This is a genomic window from Amycolatopsis bartoniae, from assembly GCF_014191255.1.
Lineage (GTDB): Bacteria > Actinomycetota > Actinomycetes > Mycobacteriales > Pseudonocardiaceae > Amycolatopsis_E > Amycolatopsis_E bartoniae.
Window position 1 is genome coordinate 151748 of record NZ_JACHWH010000005.1, and the last position, 17705, is coordinate 169452.

The 17705-nt window shown below is 73.1% G+C and carries 14 protein-coding genes and 1 pseudogene; 5 read left to right on the forward strand and 10 right to left on the reverse strand.

The window, feature by feature from the left end:
* The first annotated feature begins 29 nt into the window (after window positions 1-29).
* Window positions 30-863: a metallophosphoesterase gene (locus tag FHX82_RS24260; RefSeq protein WP_145936111.1), complete on the forward strand. Its 834-nt coding sequence runs from the start codon at window positions 30-32 to the stop codon at window positions 861-863.
* Here the strand turns inward: FHX82_RS24260 and FHX82_RS24265 are convergent.
* The 3 genes from FHX82_RS24265 to FHX82_RS24275 form a co-directional block, all read right to left on the reverse strand.
* A complete protein-coding gene (locus FHX82_RS24265; protein ID WP_145936110.1) occupies window positions 856-1728 on the reverse strand; it encodes a LysR family transcriptional regulator in 873 nt (290 codons plus the stop codon). The genes FHX82_RS24260 and FHX82_RS24265 overlap by 8 nt on opposite strands.
* Window positions 1729-1990: 262 nt before the next feature.
* A complete protein-coding gene (locus FHX82_RS24270; RefSeq protein WP_145936109.1) occupies window positions 1991-2752 on the reverse strand; it encodes an enoyl-CoA hydratase-related protein in 762 nt (253 codons plus the stop codon).
* Between the two features lie 265 nt (window positions 2753-3017).
* Complete coding sequence (locus tag FHX82_RS24275) at window positions 3018-3635, reverse strand: TetR/AcrR family transcriptional regulator (protein ID WP_145936108.1); 618 nt, start codon at window positions 3633-3635, stop codon at window positions 3018-3020.
* Window positions 3636-3715: 80 nt separating this feature from the next.
* On the opposite strand from FHX82_RS24275, the gene FHX82_RS24280 reads away from it, so the two are divergent.
* Entirely contained in the window at window positions 3716-4516 is an 801-nt protein-coding gene (locus FHX82_RS24280) for an oxygenase MpaB family protein (RefSeq protein ID WP_261377192.1), read from the forward strand.
* A 1-nt stretch (window position 4517) separates the two neighbouring features.
* Here FHX82_RS24280 and FHX82_RS24285 read toward each other — a convergent pair whose 3' ends face one another.
* A complete protein-coding gene (locus FHX82_RS24285) occupies window positions 4518-5546 on the reverse strand; it encodes a LacI family DNA-binding transcriptional regulator (RefSeq protein WP_229880344.1) in 1029 nt (342 codons plus the stop codon).
* 30 nt (window positions 5547-5576) lie between these two features.
* Between FHX82_RS24285 and FHX82_RS24290 the strand changes: the two genes are divergently transcribed.
* Complete coding sequence (locus FHX82_RS24290) at window positions 5577-6728, forward strand: MFS transporter (protein ID WP_221216486.1); 1152 nt, start codon at window positions 5577-5579, stop codon at window positions 6726-6728.
* Between the two features lie 31 nt (window positions 6729-6759).
* Here FHX82_RS24290 and FHX82_RS24295 read toward each other — a convergent pair whose 3' ends face one another.
* A complete protein-coding gene (locus FHX82_RS24295) occupies window positions 6760-7914 on the reverse strand; it encodes a serine hydrolase domain-containing protein (protein ID WP_145936106.1) in 1155 nt (384 codons plus the stop codon).
* Window positions 7915-8430: 516 nt separating this feature from the next.
* Between FHX82_RS24295 and FHX82_RS24300 the strand changes: the two genes are divergently transcribed.
* A complete protein-coding gene (locus FHX82_RS24300; RefSeq protein WP_229880346.1) occupies window positions 8431-9795 on the forward strand; it encodes an MFS transporter in 1365 nt (454 codons plus the stop codon).
* On the opposite strand, the gene FHX82_RS24305 is transcribed toward FHX82_RS24300, so the two are convergent.
* From FHX82_RS24305 to FHX82_RS24325, 5 genes and pseudogenes are all read right to left on the reverse strand, one after another.
* Complete coding sequence (locus tag FHX82_RS24305) at window positions 9782-12775, reverse strand: alpha-mannosidase (protein ID WP_145936105.1); 2994 nt, start codon at window positions 12773-12775, stop codon at window positions 9782-9784. The two genes, FHX82_RS24300 and FHX82_RS24305, sit on opposite strands and share 14 nt — an antisense overlap.
* Window positions 12776-12800: 25 nt before the next feature.
* Window positions 12801-13190, reverse strand: a pseudogene (locus tag FHX82_RS24310) (formylglycine-generating enzyme family protein); the annotation flags it as partial.
* 76 nt (window positions 13191-13266) lie between these two features.
* Window positions 13267-14421, reverse strand: a complete 1155-nt coding sequence (locus FHX82_RS24315) for a GDSL-type esterase/lipase family protein (protein WP_145936103.1) — start codon at window positions 14419-14421, stop codon at window positions 13267-13269.
* A complete protein-coding gene (locus tag FHX82_RS24320) occupies window positions 14418-14993 on the reverse strand; it encodes a TetR/AcrR family transcriptional regulator (protein WP_145936102.1) in 576 nt (191 codons plus the stop codon). Before FHX82_RS24320 ends, FHX82_RS24315 begins: the two co-directional genes overlap by 4 nt.
* A 48-nt stretch (window positions 14994-15041) precedes the next feature.
* Window positions 15042-16052: a LacI family DNA-binding transcriptional regulator gene (locus FHX82_RS24325; protein WP_229880348.1), complete on the reverse strand. Its 1011-nt coding sequence runs from the start codon at window positions 16050-16052 to the stop codon at window positions 15042-15044.
* A gap of 195 nt (window positions 16053-16247) precedes the next feature.
* On the opposite strand from FHX82_RS24325, the gene FHX82_RS24330 reads away from it, so the two are divergent.
* Window positions 16248-17705, forward strand: coding sequence for a family 43 glycosylhydrolase (locus FHX82_RS24330; RefSeq protein ID WP_145936101.1), 1458 nt, complete (start codon window positions 16248-16250; stop codon window positions 17703-17705).

A 17705-nucleotide genomic window follows, 5' to 3' on the forward strand; every position in this document is an offset into this window, starting at 1 on the left:
CCGGCATCCGCCGCTGCTGGGATCGGGTGATGACCACGATGATCCAGATCAGCGACACGCACCTCAGCGGCGACGGACACCCGGAACACGGGCTCGTCGACACCGCCGCGGTGCTGGAGTCCGCGCTCGGCAAGGTCCTCGCGAGCGGTGTGGACGTGAAAGCCCTGCTGCTCACGGGAGATCTCGCCGACGAAGGCGCGCCCCAGGCGTACCGGCGGCTGCGGGAACTCGTCGAGCCCGCGGCCGAAAAGCTCGGCGCCCGCCTGATCTACGCGATGGGCAACCACGACGAGCGCGCCGCGTTCCACACCGAACTACTGTCCACAGTAGACAAAGGATCCGTCGACGCCGTGCACTGGATCGATGGTCTGCGGGTGGTCGTGCTCGACAGCACCACTCCCGGGCGGCACGAGGGTCGCCTCGAACCGGAGCAGCTGGAGTGGCTGCGCCGCGAGCTGGCCACCCCCGCGCCGCTGGGGACCGTGCTCGTCGTCCACCACCCGCCGCTGCCCTCGCCCGTGCCGACGGTGCACCTGCTGCGCCTGCGGGACTCCGCCGCGCTCGCCGGCGTGCTCCGCTGCTCGGACGTCGGCATGGTGCTCACCGGCCACGCGCACCGCACCGGCTGCGGCGCGCTCGCCGGCGTGCCCGTGTGGGTCTCGCCCGCGATCGCCTACCGCGTGGACGCCCTGCCGCCCCGCGCGCGCCTGCGCGGGGTGACCGGCAGCGGTTTCAGCCGCATCGACCTGATCGACGGCGTCTTCGTCGCGACCGCCCTCGACCTCGGCCCGGCCACGCCGGCGTACGAGCACGACGAGGCCGGGCGGCTGCGCCTCGTGCGCGCCGCGACCGGGCTCAGCTGACCACTTCGAGGCAGGACAGGAACGCGTCGCGCACCGGGTCCTCCTCCGCCCGCCACACCGCGCAAACCTCCACGGCGGGCGACGGGTCCGACAACGGTACCGGCACCACGTCCTGCCCGGCCGCGACCCGGGTGGCCGACGCGAAACCCACGAGCGGCCGCACCGACAGCAGGATCGCGGTGGCCACCGGGTCGTCGGTCAGCTGCGCCACGTCGAGCCGGATGCCCGCGCGCCGCGCGGCCGAGGTGATCGCGTCGTGCATCGCCGGACTCCGCGCGCGGTCGAACAACACGCACGGCTGCCCGGCCAGCTCGGCGAACGGCACGCGCTCCCGGCCGGCCCACGGGTGCTCCCGCCCGACGACCGCGACCATCGGCAGCCGTACCAGCGCGCGGGAGCGGAAGTTGCCGGTGACCGGGCGCCCGTAGCCCAGCACGACGTCCAGGTCTCCCGCGGCCAGCGCGGCGAGCTGCGGGCCCGTCCGCCGCTCCCGCGGCTCCACCACGACTTCCGGGAACTCCGCGTGCATCCGGGCCAGCGTCGGGGACAGCACGTGCCGCGCGGCCGGGAAGTTGTAGCCCACGCGCACCGTGCCCGCGCGGCCGTCGGCGGCCGCCCTCGCGGCGCGCACGGCCTTGCCCGCCCCCGCCACCACCACGCGCGCTTCGGTTTCGAACGCCCGGCCTGCCGGGGTTAGCCGCACGGCGTGCGACGTCCGTGACACCAGCTCGACGCCCACCGAGCGTTCCAGCCGCTGCAGCTGCTGGCTCAACGACGGCTGCGTGACGTGCAGGCGCGCCGCGGCCCGCCCGAAGTGCAGTTCCTCGGCGAGTGCGAGGAACGACACCAGATGCCTCAGCTCCATGTTCCCACCTCCGCTGCCAGCGTGGCCCGTTCGGGCAAACCGCGGGTGAACCGGGGCGGGCCAGGACGCCGCCACCGCGGGGCCCTCCGCCGGCGGCTCGACGGACTGGCGCGACGCCGAACCAGCCTCGTACGACGGCGGCGGAGACTGGGCGGACTTCGGCGGCTGGGCGGGCGCTGGTCCTGTTCGGCGGGCTGTGCGGGCCACTGCTGGTGCCACCACCGCCAGCCGGATACTTCGCTTTCGCCGCATCGAAACCCTCTTACGAACCGGTGAACCGGGCGGGCCGGTGCTCGATGAACGCCCGCACCCCTTCGGCGAAGTCCTCGCTGGCGAACAACCTCAGCTGCCCGGCCCGCTCCCGCGCCAGCGCCCCGTCCAGGTCCGGCAGGGTGCTCGCCCGCAGCGCCTTCTTCGTCTCCGCGTACGCGGCGGTCGGGCCGGCGGCGAGCCGGGCCACCACCTCGTCCACCTCCGCGGACAGCGCCTCGTCGGGCGCGACGGCCGAGATCAGTCCCCAGTCCAGCGCCTGCCGCGCCGGGATCCGTTCCGCCAGCAACGCCATCCGCGCCGCACGAGCCCGGCCCACCGCGGCCGCGACGGTGGCCGTCGCCCCGCCGTCGGGCATCAGGCCGACCCCCGCGAAGGCCAGCAGGAAGTACGCCGACTCGGCCGCCCAGATCAGGTCACACGCGAGCGCGATGGAGCAGCCCACCCCGGCGGCGCCGCCGTTCACCGCCGCCACCACGGGTTTCGGCGTCCCCGCGATCGCCCCGACCAGCCGGTTCGCCTGGTCGATGCCCTCCGTGCCGTCACCGTCCACACTGGACAGATCGGCGCCGGAGCTGAACGCCCTGCCCGTACCGCCGAACACGATCACCCGCACCCGGGGGTCGGCGGCCGCCTCCTCCACCGCGTCCGCCGCGCGCCGCAGGACGCCGGCGGTCAGGGCGTTGAGCCGCTCGGGCCGGTCGAACACGATCCGCAGCACCGCGTCCGCGCGTTCCACGAGCAGCCCGGTCATCGCGCACCTCCGGTCAGCGCGGACAGGTCCGGGAACTCGGTGGCGTTGCGCCGGAGCAGTCGCGGCAGGGTCACCTCGCCTATCCCAGACCGAGCCACCCCTTCTGTCAATACTTCCGAATCCGGCTGCGCTCCCCCGCATACCGACTACTGTCCGAACTGCGGGTCGCGCGGCGGCGACACGCCGCCACGTGGCTGGGCCTGCTGTCCTAAGTGGACGCCGGAACACCTCCGGCGGTGCTGCGGTTCCCGGGTGCCCGTGGCGCTCAACGTCGTCGCGCGGCCACCGCCGCGAAGATCCCGCCGCACTCCTCCACCAGCTCGTCCTCGGTCAGCTCCAGGGTGCCGTCCAGCCAGCTGGTCAGGGTCTGCGCCAGGCCGCCCACGAGGAACTGCGCGGCCAGCTCCAGCGCCGGGGTCTCGGGCAGGCCGTAGAAGTCGCGCGCCTGCCCGCCGAGCAGCCCGGCGAAGAACCGGGACGATTCGAGCCTCCGGCGGGTCAGCAGCGGCTCGGTGAGGGTCACCGAGAACAGCACCCGGCCGCGGCGGGGGTCGCCCGCCACCGCCCGCACGATCGCGGCCAGCCCGGCGCGGATCTTCGCCGGCGCGTGCGGCGGCGCGTCCTCGACCGCGGCCAGCGTGCGGCTCGCGACGAGCGTGACGACGTGCTCGTACACCGCGGACACCAGCTCGTCGCGGTCGGTGAAGCTCTCGTAGAAGTACCGCGCCGTCAGCCCCGCCCGCTGGCACACGCCGCGCACGGTGAGCTGCCCGCCGTCCCCGGCGAGCAGGTCGAGCCCGGCCTCGACGAGCTGCGCCCGCCGCTCGGCCTTCCGCCCCGCCCCCGTGACCCCGCCGTACGTCCGCATCCCGGCTGATCCCATGCGGACATCTTGACAGAAGCCGGGCGACGATCGTTCCCTTATCTGAGAACACACGTATTCAGATTGCGGGGAGGCCACCCGTGCCCGACGAGAACGCCGTCGTCGGCGCCGCGTTCCTGGCCGGCGGCGCCAACGTGATCATGCAGCTCGCGCGGCCGGGCGTCGGCTACGGCGTGCTGGAGAGCCGGGTGGAGAGCGGGCGGCTGGAGCGGCACCCGGTCAAGCGCACCAGGACCACCTTCAGCTATCTCGCCGTCGCGATGATGGGCACCCCGGAGGAGAAGGCCGCGTACCGCAAGGCGGTCAACGCCCAGCACGCACAAGTCCGGTCCACTGAGGACAGTCCGGTGCGCTACAACGCGTTCGACCCGGACCTGCAGCTGTGGGTCGCCGCGTGCCTCTACCGCGGTTTCGAGGACACCCACCAGGCGTTCCTCGGGCCGCTGCGACGCGAGGAACGGGAGCGCTTCTACCAGTCCGCGGCGACGCTGGGCACCACGCTGCAGATGCCCGCCGAGGCGTGGCCCCCGGACCGCGACGCGTTCGAGGAGTACTGGACCGGTTCGCTGGACCGGATCCGGATCGACGAGCCGGTGCGGCGGTTCCTGCTCGACCTCGCCGACCTGAAGTTCCTGCCTCGCCCGCTGCCCGCCCTGCTGGGCCGGTTCCACCGGTTCGTCACCACCGGGTTCCTGCCGGAGCCGTTCCGCGCACGGCTGGGGCTGCCGTGGAGCGCGGGCGACCAGCGCCGGTTCGAACGGCTCGTCGCGGCCGTGGGCCTACTGGTGCGCCTCCAGCCGCCGTCCCTGCGGCGGTTCCCCTACGACCTGCTGCTGTGGGACGTCCGGCGCCGCATCCGCACCGGCAAGCCGCTGGTCTGACTCACCGGGTGCTCGCGCGCACCGTCGCCGCCCACCCGGGCTCGCGGCGCGGCGCGCCGTCGCCGAGCGCGATCAGCGCGCACGCGCGGCCCTGGTCGAACAGCGACTGCGCGATCGTGGTGAGGCCCTCGCGCCCGGCGTCGGGGTCGTCGTCCCAGCCCGCCACGGCGATGTCGGCGGGAACGGAGAGCCCGCGGCGCCGGGCGGCGTCCAGGACGGCGAAGGCGAGCTGGTCGCTCATCGCCACCACCGCGTCGGCGCGCACGTCGAACAGCGCGTCGGCCATGGCTTCGGCCTCGTAGCGGTCGTTGCGGGCGACCACGGCCACGGGCAGCCCGCGTGGATCGAGGCCCGCCTCCCGGCAGTGGTCGTAGACGCCGAGGAGGCGTTCGCGGGTGACCGGGAACGGCACCGCTTCGGCGACGGGCCCGGTCTCCAGCCGCGGCTCGCGGTCCCGGTCGAACGGCAGGCTCAGCACGGCCGGGCGGCGGGCACCGGCGAACGTGCGCGCGGCCAGGTCCCGGGCGGACGCGCGGTTGTCGATGGTGACCAGTTCGGCGCCGGGAACCGCCGGACCGCCGTGGATGGCGACGGGTTTGCCCAGCCCGGTCACCACTTCGAGCACCGGGTCGGTGTCCACAGTTGTCCAGACGATGTAGCCGTCGACGGCCGCCGACCGCACGCGCTCGCCGTCCTGCTCCGCGCCGGTGGTCGGGATGAGGTTCAGCCCGACCCCGCGCTCGCGGCACACCTCCGCGACCCCCGCCAGGAACCGGCGCGCCTGCGGGTCCTCGAACGCGTACGCGAGGTGCTCCCCCAGCACGACGCCGAGCGCGCCGTTGTGGCGGCGGCGCAGGGACCGCGCGGTCGGGTCCGGGCCGTGGTAGCCCAGCTCGGCGGCCACCTCCCGCACGCGGCGCAGCGTCTCGGGCGCGACCCGGTCCGGCCGGTTGTAGCAGTACGACACCGTCATCGGCGACACGCCGCAGCGGCGCGCGACGTCGGCCATGGTGACGCGCGGGCTGGACATGGGCCCATCCTATCTGTGTATCGTTAAACAATGCTCGACAAGCGCACGGCGATCGCGCTGGGCACGCTCACCGCCGCCTGCTTCGTGTCCGTGACCTCGGAGAACCTGCCGGTCGCGCTGCTGCCCCAGCTCGCGGCGGGGTTCGGCGTGTCCGGCCCGGCCGTCGGCCTGCTGTCCACCGGCTACGCGATCGTGGTCGCGATCTCGGTGGTGCCGCTGGTGGCGCTGACCTCCCGCTGGGACCGGCGGTCCACCGCGCTGGTCACGATCGCGGCGGTGGCGGTGTCCAACGTGCTGCTGGCGCTCGCCCCCGGTTACGGCGTCGCGGTGCTGGCCCGGGTCGTGTCCGCGGCGGGGCACGGGGTGTTCTGGTCGATCGTCGCGCCGGTCGCCACGCGCCTGCTCGGGCCGGAGCGGTCCGGCCGTGCGACGGCGGTGGTCTTCGCCGGGAACTCGCTCGCCTTCCTGCTGGGGCTGCCGCTGAGCTCGTGGCTGGGGGCGACGATCGGCTGGCGGCCGACGGTCCTCGCGGTGGCCGGGGCCGCGGCGCTGTCGGCGGTCGTGATCCGCGCGACGGTGCGCCCGCTGCCCCCGGAGCACTCGGCGCGCCCGGTGATCCGCCGCGCCGTCACCGCCCGGGCGCTGGCGCCGGTGAACCTGGTGACGCTGGTCGTGGTGCTGGGCCATTTCGCGGCCTACACCTACGTCACGGTGATCATCGCGGATTACGTGCACGTGACGGGTTCCGCGACGTCGGGCCTGCTGCTCGGCTACGGCGCGGCGGGCTTGCTGGGGCTGGTCCTCATCGGACGGCGGGTGGACCACCGTCCCCGCGCCACGGCGCTGTTCGTCACCGGTGGCGCGGCGGCGTGCCTGCTGGTGCTGTCGACGGCGGGCGCACTGTCCACTATGGTCGCCGGGATCGCGGTCGTGCTGTGGGCGGTGCCGGCGGGCGGGATGGCGGTGATCCTGCAGGCCGCGGTGCTGCGCGTGGCGCCCGACCGGGCCGACCTGGCCTCCGCGGCGTACGTGGTGGCGTTCCAGATCGGCATCGCCGCGGGCGCCGCGATCGGCGGCCTCTGCCTGGACACGGGCACCCTCCCCGCCGCACTGGCGATCGCCGCGGCCTGCGGCCTCTCCGCGGCGCTCGTGATCCGCCGATCGGCCGCCTTTCCGGCGTAGCGGGTGTCAGTACCAGCTCTCCGCGCGCCGGTCAGGCCCTGCGCGCGGCGGTGACCAACGCGCTCAGCAGTCGCAGGTGGTCGGCGTCGGCCTGGACGGGGAACAGGAAGCGTCGGCGCAGGAAGGCGTAGGACAGCTCGTGCCGTGGGTCGACCAGCGCCTGTTGTCCGCCGGCACCGCTGTGGCCGAACGCGCCGGCGCCGAGGACCGGGTAGGTCTCCGACGAGGCGTGGAATCCGGTGGCCCACGCCTTCGGCTGCCGCAGGACCAGGTCGAAGCCGTGGGACTGGATCTGGCCGAACGCCGACGCGGTGGCGGGTTCGAGCAGCGGGCCGGCACCGTCGACCGGCGACACGAGAGCCGAGTACAGCTTGGCCAGGCTGCGGGCGGTGCCGACACCGCCGAACGAGGCGGGCCCGCGGGAGCGGATGAGCGGAAGGTTGGGCAGTTCCCACACCTCCCGGTTGCGCGGATGGTGGCGGTTGAAGGCGATGCCGCTGAGGCTGTCAGGAGCGGTGGCGGCCGCGGCGAGCTCGCGCAGGCGTTCCGGGGTTGCCGTCATCGGTTGCGCGCTGAGGAACCGGTCGTCCTGATCTTCGGGCAGGCCCAGGTGCAGGTCGAGCTTCAGCGGGGCCTGGAGCCGTTCGGCGAAGTGCTCCTGGACGGTGCGACCGGTGGCGCGGCGCACCACCTCCCCGCTCAGCGCGGCCATCACCAGCGCGTGGTATCCCGCTGCCCGGCCCGGTCGCCAGAACGGGCGCTGCGCACCGAGTCGTTCGGCCACGACCTGGTCGTCGGCGAGTTCCTCCATCGTGAACCCGTCCGTGGCGCCGACCAGGCCGGCCCGGTGGGCGAGCAGTTCGCGCACCAGGAGGTCCTGCTTGCCCTCGACCGCGAACTGCGGCCAGTAGTGGCTCACCTTCCGGTCCAGGTCCACCACGCCGTCCTGGACCAGCAGCGCCACCACCAGGTGGGCGACCCCCTTGCTCGCCGAGTAGATCCCCATGATCGAGCCGGCGTGCACGTCCGGCCCGGCCCACAGGTCGACCACCTTCTCCCCGCGGTGGTAGGCCGCCACCTGGACGTCCAGGTCGGCACCCTCCGCGGCCAGCAGCGCGGCGAACTGCTCGCGCACGGCCTCGAATCCCGGCGCGACCGTGCCCTGCACGCCGCCCGCGTCCCACATCGTGCCTCCCGCTGTCCGGTGACGGCCGATCCGTCGAACACGACTCAGCATAGGTCATTAGTAACCAGCGGACACTAATGGACCCGCGTCCTGGCGTTCGGGACGTCCCGCCCGGATCAAGCGGCCACCCACCGGGGGGTGAAGGGAGAAAGCGCTTTCGGGCCGCGGCGCGGGGGCGAGCGCGTGCCGCTCCCGCCAGTGCATGCTGGAAAGCGCTTTCACAGCCACCACCTGCCGTACCGCGTGGGCCAAGCGTGCGCGAGGTGCCACCGCCCCCGCGATCCGATGGCGCGGCAGAAAGCGCTATCCCGCTGGCGGGAAAGCGCTTTCCCCACCCACGTTCGCCGTGCCGCGAACCATCAGGGGCCGGGCACGGGCACGCTGCCACCGTCCCAGCGCCCACTGGGGCGACGGCGACGGCGTTTTCCGCACGAGCACCCCAGCAGCTCCCCGTGACAACCGCCGCCCCGCCCACACGCCGTACGATCAACCCAGGCGGCGGAAGAGAGGGTGTGCGTGGGGTTCCAGCGGGGTGTCGCGCTGCTCGTGGCCGCGGCGTTCTTCATGGAGATCCTCGACAGCACGGTCATCGCGCCCGCCGTACCGCGGATCGCGGGGGACTTCGGGGTCAGCGCGGTCGCGGTCAACGTCGCGATCACCGCCTACGTGCTCACCGTGGGTGTGCTGATCCCGGTCAGCGGCTGGCTCGCCGTCCGCTTCGGCGTACGCCGGGTCTTCTGCCTCGCGCTCGCCGTGTTCGTGCTCGCGTCAGCGGGCTGCGCCGTGGCGCCTGACCTCGCCGTGCTGACCGGGTGCCGGGTCGTGCAGGGGGCAGGCGGCGCGATGATGGTGCCGGTCGGGCGGCTCGCGGTGCTGCGGACCACCCCCAAGCCCGACCTCGTGCGCGCGATCGCCTACCTCACCTGGCCCGCGCTACTGGCACCCGTCGTCGCCCCGGTGGCCGGCGGCCTGCTGGCCGAGTACGCGTCCTGGCGGTGGATCTTCCTCGTCAACGTGCCGCTCGGGCTGGCGGCGCTCGCCGTGGCCGTGCGGATCGTGCCGCGGTCGCGTGCGGAGCGGCCACCCCCGTTCGACCTCGCCGGGTTCGTGCTCACGGCCGTCGCCGTGGGGGCGCTGATCGTGGCGCTCGACGGGCTCGGCTCGGGTTTCGGCCCGCGCACGGCCGTGGCGCTCGTCGTGGCCGTCGTCGCGCTCGTGCTCTCCATGCGGCACCTGCTGCGGGCGCGGCATCCGCTGGTGGATCTGCGGACCCTGCGAGTGCGGACGTACCGGCTCACCGCGGCCAGCGGCTCGGTGTACCGCGCGGTGATCACCTCGATCCCGTTCCTGTTGCCGCTGCTGTTCCAGCTCGGGTTCGGCTGGAGCCCGGCGCAGGCCGGGGCCGCGGTGATCGCGTTGTTCGCCGGCAACGTCGGCATCAAACCGGCCACGACACCGCTGATGCGCCGCTTCGGCATCCGCCGCGTCCTGCTCGGCGCGATCGCCGCCGGGGCCGCCTGCCTGGTGGGCATGGCGTTCGTGCGCGCCGCGACGCCGCTGCCGCTGCTGCTCGCACTGCTGGTGGCCAGCGGCGTGGCGCGCTCGATCGGCTTCACCGCGTACAACAGCATCGCCTTCGCGGACGTGCCACCGGAGCGCATGACGCACGCGAACACCTTGTTCTCCGCGTTGCAGGAGCTCGGCGCCGGGTTGGGGGTGGCGGCCGGGGCGCTGCTCATCCGGCTGGGTCAGGCGGTGGTGCCCGGACCCGTGGGCCCCTACGGCGTCGCGTGCGTGCTGCTCGCGCTGATCCTGCTCGGACCGGCGGTCGCGGCCTGGCGCCTGCCGGTGACGGCGGGCGACGCCGTCACCGGGCGCTGACCCGCAGGGTCACGATCTCGAACGGCCGGAAAGCGATGTCCACCGGCTCCCCCGCCGCCCACGACGAACGCTGCGCCACGCCGTCGGCCGGCTCCCGTTCGAGCAGGTCCGTCGTCCACGCGCGGCCCGCCGGCGCCGAGAACGCCACGCGCGCCCGGGCCCGGCCGCCCCGCGCCTCGTACAGCCGCACGACCAGGTCCCCGGACCGGTCCTCCGCCAGCTTCACCGCCTCCACCACCACCGCGGGCGACGAGACCGTGAGCAGCGGCGCCACCGGGCCGCCGCCGGTGACCGTGCGCACCGGGAGGTTCAGCCGGTAGCCCGTGTCGAGCGCTTCGAGCACCGACTCCGCGGGCCGCAAAGCCGTGCGCAGCACGTGCGTGCCCTGGTCCGCGTGCGGGTCGGGATAGCGCGGCGCCCGCAGCAGCGACTGCCGTACCAGCGTGACCGTGGAGCCGTCGGCCGCCCAGCGGCGGCTGATGTCGTGGCCGTACGTCGAGTCGTTGGCGAGCGCCACCCCGAAACCGGGCTCGCCGACGTGCACCCAGCGGTGTGCTGCCGTCTCGAAACGGGCGTTGTCCCATGACGTGTTCGCGTGCGTGGGCCGCTGCACGTGCCCGAACTGCACCTCCGACGACGCCCGGTCGGCGTGCACCGCGAGCGGGAACGCGAGCTTCAGCAGCTTTTCCCTTTCGTGCCAGTCTATCCTGGTCTCGATGTCCAGCTCCTTCGCGCCGCGGGCCAGCCGGAACGTCTGCACGAAGGCCGAGTCGCGGTACGACCGCCGCACGACAAGCGCGTCGCCCTCGACCGTCACCGAGTCCGCCGTGCGCAGCTCGTCGACGTGGTGCCGGTAGTGCTCGTCGAGATCCCAGGCGTCCCAGCGGTTCGGCAGGTCGCGGAAGACCTGGAGCAGCGCCGCGGCCTCGCCGTCCGCGATCAGCTCGCGTCCGGATCGTACGTCCACAAAGGACCGCAGCAGTGCGGCGCCGTCGAACGCCGCTCGCACCACACCGTTGTCCAGCACCCAGCCGTCGTGCACAACGGGAGGAACCAGAGCGGGCCCGGAACCCACCGCGGCCCCGAGCGCCGGCACCCCGGCCGCGGCCACCGGCGCCGCATTGAACATCACGGACTCGGCACCGGGCCCGGCCAGCAGCCGTTGCGCGGATTCGATCAGCGGCGTGAGCGTCTCGGCGAGCGCGGCGTAGTTGCGTTCGGCCTCCTGGTGCACCCACGCGATGGACGAGCCCGGCAGGATGTCGTGGAACTGCTGCAACAACACGGTTCGCCACGCGGCGTCCAATTCTTCGTACGGGTACTCGCCGAGGCCACGCCACGCGGCCGTCGCGTGCCACAGCTCCGCCTCGCGCAGCAGGTGCTCACTGCGGCGGTTGCCCTGCTTCGTCTTCGCCTGTGACGTGTAGGTGCCGCGGTGCAGTTCGAGGTACAGCTCACCCGACCACGTCGCCGGTGCCGGGTGCGCCGCCTTCGCGAGGTCGAAGAACCGTTGCGGTGTCCCGATTTCCACCGTCGGCGAACCCTCCAGCGAGCGGGTCCGGACGGCGGCCTCCAGCATCTCCCTCGTCGGCCCGCCACCTCCGTTGCCGAAGCCGAACGGCGTGAGCGAGACGTTCGAGACCCCCTTCTCGGCGTACTGTCGCTGCGCGCGGGCGAGGTCGGCGCCGGAGAGGTCGGAGTTGTAGGTGTCGGTGGGCGGGAAGTGCGTGAACACGCGGCTGCCGTCGATGCCCTCCCACCAGAAGGTGTGGTGCGGCATGCGGTTGGTCTGGTTCCACGAGATCTTCTGCGTGAGGAACGAGTGCGCCCCGGCGGCACGCGCGAGCTGCGGCAGGGCGGCGCTGTAGCCGAACGAGTCGGGCAGCCACACCTCGTCGGGCTCGAAGCCGAACTCCCGCAGGAAGAAACCCTTGCCGTGCACGAACTGCCGCGCCAGCGCCTCGCCGCCGGGCAGGTTCGTGTCCGACTCCACCCACATGCCGCCGACGGGCACGAACCGCCCCTCGGCCACCCGCTTGCGGATGCGCTCGAACAGCGCCGGGTAGTGCTCCTTGATCCACGCGTACTGCTGGGCGCTGGAGCAGGCGAACACGAAGTCCGGATACTCGTCCATCAGCGCGAGCACGTTCGAAAACGTCCGGGCGCACTTGCGGATCGTCTCGCGCGTCGGCCACAGCCACGCGGAGTCGATGTGCGCGTGGCCGACCGCGATCACGTGGTGCGCGCTGGCGTGAGCGGGGGACGCGAGCACTCCGGAAAGCGCTTCCCGGCCCGCCGCCGCGGTTTCCGCGACCCGGTCGGGGTCCACGACGTCGCACATCCGCTCCAGCGCCCGCAGGATCTCGGCGCGGCGCGGGAGCGACGGGTCCAGCTCGTCGCGCAACCCGGCGAGCGTCCAGCAGTCCCGCAGCAGGTGGTAGACGGTGAGGTCGCGCTCGACGAGGTCGATCCGGTGCAGCGTGTAGATCGGCTCGGTGCCGGCGGTGGCCTTGTCGCCCAGGGGCGTGGGCTGGAAGAGGTAGCCGCCGGCCACGTCCGGGTTCGACGCCGCCTCGACGTAGAGGTCGATCGGCCCGGGCTCGACGGGCACCGTGTTGTTCAGCGGCTCCAGGCCCTTGACGATCGAGCCGTCCGGCCGGTACACCAGCCCCTCGGCCTGGAAACCGGGGTACTGACCGGAAAACCCGAGGTCGAAGACGACCTCCAGCGCGCCGCCCCAGCCTTCGGGGACTGCCCCGGTGACGTGGAACCACGTCGTGCCCCAGGGCTTGCCCCACGGCGTTCCGGTCGCGAACGGGACGTACGACTGCGCCACGGCGTCCGCGAACGGCACCGGTTCGCCGGGCACCTCCCACGCGGTCACGTCGAGCGCGAGGCACCGCCGCTCCAGTGCGGGCGCGACGCGCTCCCGGACGAAACGCTCGATGCGGGCCTCGATCTGCGCGGTGACGTCGTGCACAGGCCCAGTCTGGCAGCGTTTCCGCTCAGCCGCCGGTAGCGGTGCGGAAGCCCAGGTTCCCACTGGAGCTGTCGGGGGTGTTCGCGGTACGGGCGGCCACACGATAGCGGTTGCAGTAGGAGTCGTGACACAGGTATGAGCCCCCGCGCATGGAGCGGGCGCTGTGCGCAGGGTCGAACCAATCGGCGCACCACTCCCACACGTTGCCCGACACGTTGTACAGGCCGAAACCGTTGGGCTGGTACGCGTCCACCGGGGCTGTACCGGCGTAGCCGTCGTCCTCGGTGTTGCGCACCGGGAAGCGCCCCTGCCAAATGTTGCACCGCGGTTCGCGCCAATATGCCCCGGAGAGACCGCACCACCACGGCGTCTGTTCAGGCCCTCGGACCCCACGCGGAAGGTTCCGCCCGGGGAGCGCCAGCAGCCCGTCCGTGTTCCCCGCATCGAGATCAATCTCCTGCGCGGCGACGACCTCCTACGGCTTCACACTATCAGCCGCCGCTGGCGAAAGGCCCGGTGAAGGCGAGCTTGCCGAACCGCTCCCCCATGCGGCGGTGGGTCGCCGCGTCGGGGTGGAGCTCGTCCGGCAGCGGGTGCTCGGCGAAGTCGGCCTCGCCGTAGAGCTCGCGGCCGTCGAGGTAGTGCAGGTTCGCGTCGGTCGCCGCGCGCTGGGCGACGAGCCGGGCCAGCTCGTCCCGGATCACGCGCAGCGTCAGCTTTCCCGCCGAGCGCTCGGCCGGGTCGCCGGTGGCCCGGAACCGGAGCCTGCCGGCGCTCATCGCGGCGAAGTCGAACGCACCCGGGCCGGGCGTGTCCTCGTGGATCGGGCAGAAGATCGGCGAGACCACCAGCAGCGGCACGTCCGGATGCCCCTCGCGAAGGGTGTCGAGGAACCCGTGCACCGCCGGGCCGAACGCCCTCAGCCGCAGCAGGTCGCTGTTCACCAGGTTGATGCCGATCTTGACGCTGATCAGGTCGGCCGGCGTGTCCCGCATCGTGCGCGCGGTGAACGGGTCCAGCAGCGCGCTGCCGCTCAACCCGAGGTTGACCAGCTCCACCCCGCCCATCGCGGCAGCGACCGCGGGCCAGGTCGCACTCGGGCTCGCGGCGTCGGAACCGTGGCTGATCGAGCTGCCGTGGTGCAGCCACACCCGGTCCCCCCGCGGCGGGGCGGACTCGACCGGCGCATCGGTGCGCAAGGCGACCAGCTCGGTGATCTCGTTGTGCGGCAACCAGATCTCGACGTCCTTCAGCCCGGCATCGAGACCGAAGTGGACTGTCGCAACAGGACCTGACAGTTCTTCGACCGCTCCCGTGGTCAGGTCCGTGCGCACGGTGTTGCCGCCGGACGCACTCGCCTGGGCGGCCAGGCGGCCGTCGACGAGCAGGTCGTACACGCCGTCCGGGCGCGGCGGCGCCCCGACGTAGACGCGCTTGGTGGGCAGCGTGTCCAGCTCGACGACGGTGGCCCGGGTTCGCAACGCCAGCCGCACGCCCGACGGCTGGGCTTCGGCCATCGCGAGCTGCTGGTCGGCGCACTGGGCGCGGGCCCAGGCGGGCAGCCGGTGCGGCAGCAGGCCGTGCGCGGTGCGCTCCAGCTCCTGCGCGCCGCGCACCAGCTCGGCGGTGATGTCGGTGGTGATCATTTCCGTCCCCTCGGCCAGGTGGTGAGCAGCGAGTCGAGGACCTCCAGGATCCGGTCCCACGACTCCTGCGAGTCCGGTGTGCTGTGGCTGAAACCGCCGTCCGCCTCGGAGTCGACGAACCCGCGGAAGACGCTGCCCAGCAGCCGGACGGCGTGCGTTTCGTCCTCCGCCGGCACGGCGTAGCCCCGCAGGATCGCCCTCATCAGCTGCGAGTGCCTGCGTCCGACACTGACGGCCGCGGTCTCTGGATCGAGCCGGAGCTGCGCGGCCGCGAAACGCCCCGGATGCTCGCGGGCGTAGTCGCGGTAGACGTTGGCGAACGCGACCAGTGCGTCCTTCCCGGCCCGCCCGGCGAGCGCCTCGGCGGCCCGGTCGGCCAGCTCGGCGAGCGCGAGCAGGGCGATGCCGGTCCTGAGGTCCTGCGTGCTGCGCACGTGCGAGTACAGGCTCGCGACCTTGACGTCGAACCGCTTGGCCAGCGCCGACGCGGTGACCTGCGCGAACCCGGCCTCGTCGGCCAGCTCCGCCCCCGCCTCGACGAGCCGTTCCCTGCTCAGTCCCGCGCGTGCCACAACCCTCTCCTCGTTTGCCTAAAGAGAGGCTAGCAATTCCTAAAGGCTTTAGGCAAGCCGGGTGCTGTCGCGGACGATCAGCTCCGCCGGAACCGTCGACCGTTCCGGCGGCGTCACGCCCTCGATCCACCGCCGCAGCCGGTCGAAGGTGAGCCGCCCGAGGGCGAGGAAGTCCTGGCGGACGGTGGTCAGCGGCGGCGAGAAGTAGGCCGCCTCGGGCACGTCGTCGAACCCCGCCACGTGCACCTGTTCCGGCACCGCGACCCCCGCCTCCGCGAAGGCCCGCAACACGCCGAGCGCCATCTGGTCGTTGGCGACGAACACCGCGTCCACCCCGCGTTCGGCGAGCAGCGCGCGCCCCGCCTCGTAGCCCGACCGCGGGCTCCAGTCCCCCCGCACCACCGGCAGCACGCGCGCGCCGCGCTCGGTCAGCACCGCCCGCCAGGTGTCCTCGCGGGTGTGCGCCTCCAGCCAGTCCCGCGGCCCGGCGACGTGCCAGACGGTCTCGTGCCCCAGCGAGAACAGGTGCGCCAGGATCCGCCGCACGGCGTCGTCCTGGTCGACCGCCACGACCGGCACCGCGACCTCCGCCGTCGCCGTGACCGCGACCAGCGGCACGTCCACCGGCACGACGTCGAGCGCGGGCCGCGCCGCGACGTGCGGGGCGATCACCACGATGCCCTCCACCCCCTGCGCACGCAGCCGTTCCACGCCCGCCTTGACCGTCGCGGGTTCGGACCGGCCGACGCTGGCGATCGAAATCGCGTACCCCGCTTCGCGCGCCGCGTGCTCGATGCCGAACAGGGTGCTCGCCGGGCCGTACAGCGTCGAATCCAGCGCCACCACGCCCAGCGTGCGCGAGCGGCCGGTGGCCAGGGCGCGCGCGACGGAGTTCGGGCGGTAGCCCAGCTCCTCGATGGCCGCGAGCACCTTGCGGCGGGTGTCCGCGCGCACCGGCCCGCCGTTGATCACGCGGGACACGGTCATGTGGGAGACCCCGGCCAGCGCGGCGACGTCGGTCAGCGCGGGCTGCCGGGCGTTGCGTGCCGTTTCAGCCACCTCCCGCGCCGAGTGTTGGCGATAACGGCGTCGCGGTCAACTGCCCGGCGTGGCACTCCACCGGACGGCCCAAGCTTCCGGTTTTTCCTTGACCGCGGGCCGGGTCCGTTCGTAACGTCCGATTCCGTCGCACGCGATGTTAGCGATCACATTCCGCTGGGACCACCGGATCACGATTCCACCGAAGGGGTCGTCATGATCAATCCCACCCTCGGCCGCCGGGCGCTGTTCGGCGCGGCGACCGGCGCCGCCGCCACCCTGGCCTGGTCCCCCGCCGCGAGCGCCTCGCCCGCCCCGGCCGGACCGTTCGAGCTGACCACCCGGAACCCGCTCGTCGAACAGCGCGCGGACCCGTGCCTCACCCGGCCCGTGAACGGCATGTACTACCTCACGGGTTCGGTGCCCGAGTACGACCGCGTCGTCGTGCGGGGCGCGCCGACGATCGACGGCCTCGCGACCACCCGGGAACGCACCGTGTGGCGGCGGCCGGCGGCGGGCCGGATGGCGGGCTACATCTGGGCGCCGGAGCTGTGCCGGATCGACGACCGGTGGTACATCTACTTCGCGGCGGGCGACTCCGACGACCCGTTCCGCATCCGCACCTACGTCCTGGAGCAGCGGGCGGCCGACCCGCGCGCCGACGGCTGGGTGCTGCGCGGGCAGATGAGCACGGCCTGGGACACGTTCACCCTCGACTCGACCTCCTTCGAGCACAACGGGAAGCGGTACTTCCTGTGGGCGCAGAAGGAACCGGGCATCGACACGAACAGCAACCTCTACCTCGCCGAGATGGCGTCCCCGCTGGCGCTGGCGACCGCGCCGGTGCGGATCTCCGTGCCCACCCTGGACTGGGAGATCCAGGGCTTCAAGGTCAACGAGGGACCGGCGGTGCTCGTCCGCAACGGCCGCGTGTTCATCACCTACTCGGCCAGCGCGACGGACGCGCGGTACTGCATGGGACTGCTGACGGCGGACGCGCGCTCGAACCTGCTCGACCCGGCCTCGTGGAGCAAGTCGCCGCAGCCGGTGTTCACGACCAACGAGCAGACGAAGCAGTACGGGCCGGGGCACAACTCGTTCACCGTGGCCGAGGACGGGAAGACCGACGTGCTGGTCTACCACGCCCGCGACTACCGCGACATCACCGGCGACCCGCTGTTCGACCCGAACCGGCACACGCGCGTGCAGAAGCTGTACTGGCACGACGACGGCACCCCGAGTTTCGGCGTGCCGGTGGGCAAGGGCGGGCCGGCCGTCCGGTTCTCGCCCTACGACGCCCCGCGCGCGTACGTCCGGCACTCCGACTACGTGCTGCGGGTGGACCCGGACGTGCGGGAGCTGGCGGACAGCCAGTTCCGCTTCGTGCCGGGCTTCCTGGAGCCGGGCCGCACGGCGCTGCAGTCGGTGAACTTCCCGGACCGTTACGTCGTGGTGGACGGCACCACCCTGCGGATCGACCCGTACACGGAGTCCGACGCCTACGGTCACGCCTCGGGTTTCGTGCGCGTGCCCGGTCTCGCCGACCACCGTGCCGTGTCGCTGCGCCTGTCGGCCGATCCGGCCGCCTACGTCGGCCACGACGGAAGCCGGCTCACCGTCGTCCGTCCACACGGGAGAGGCGACCAGGAGCGGGCCACGTTCTGGCTGTCCTGA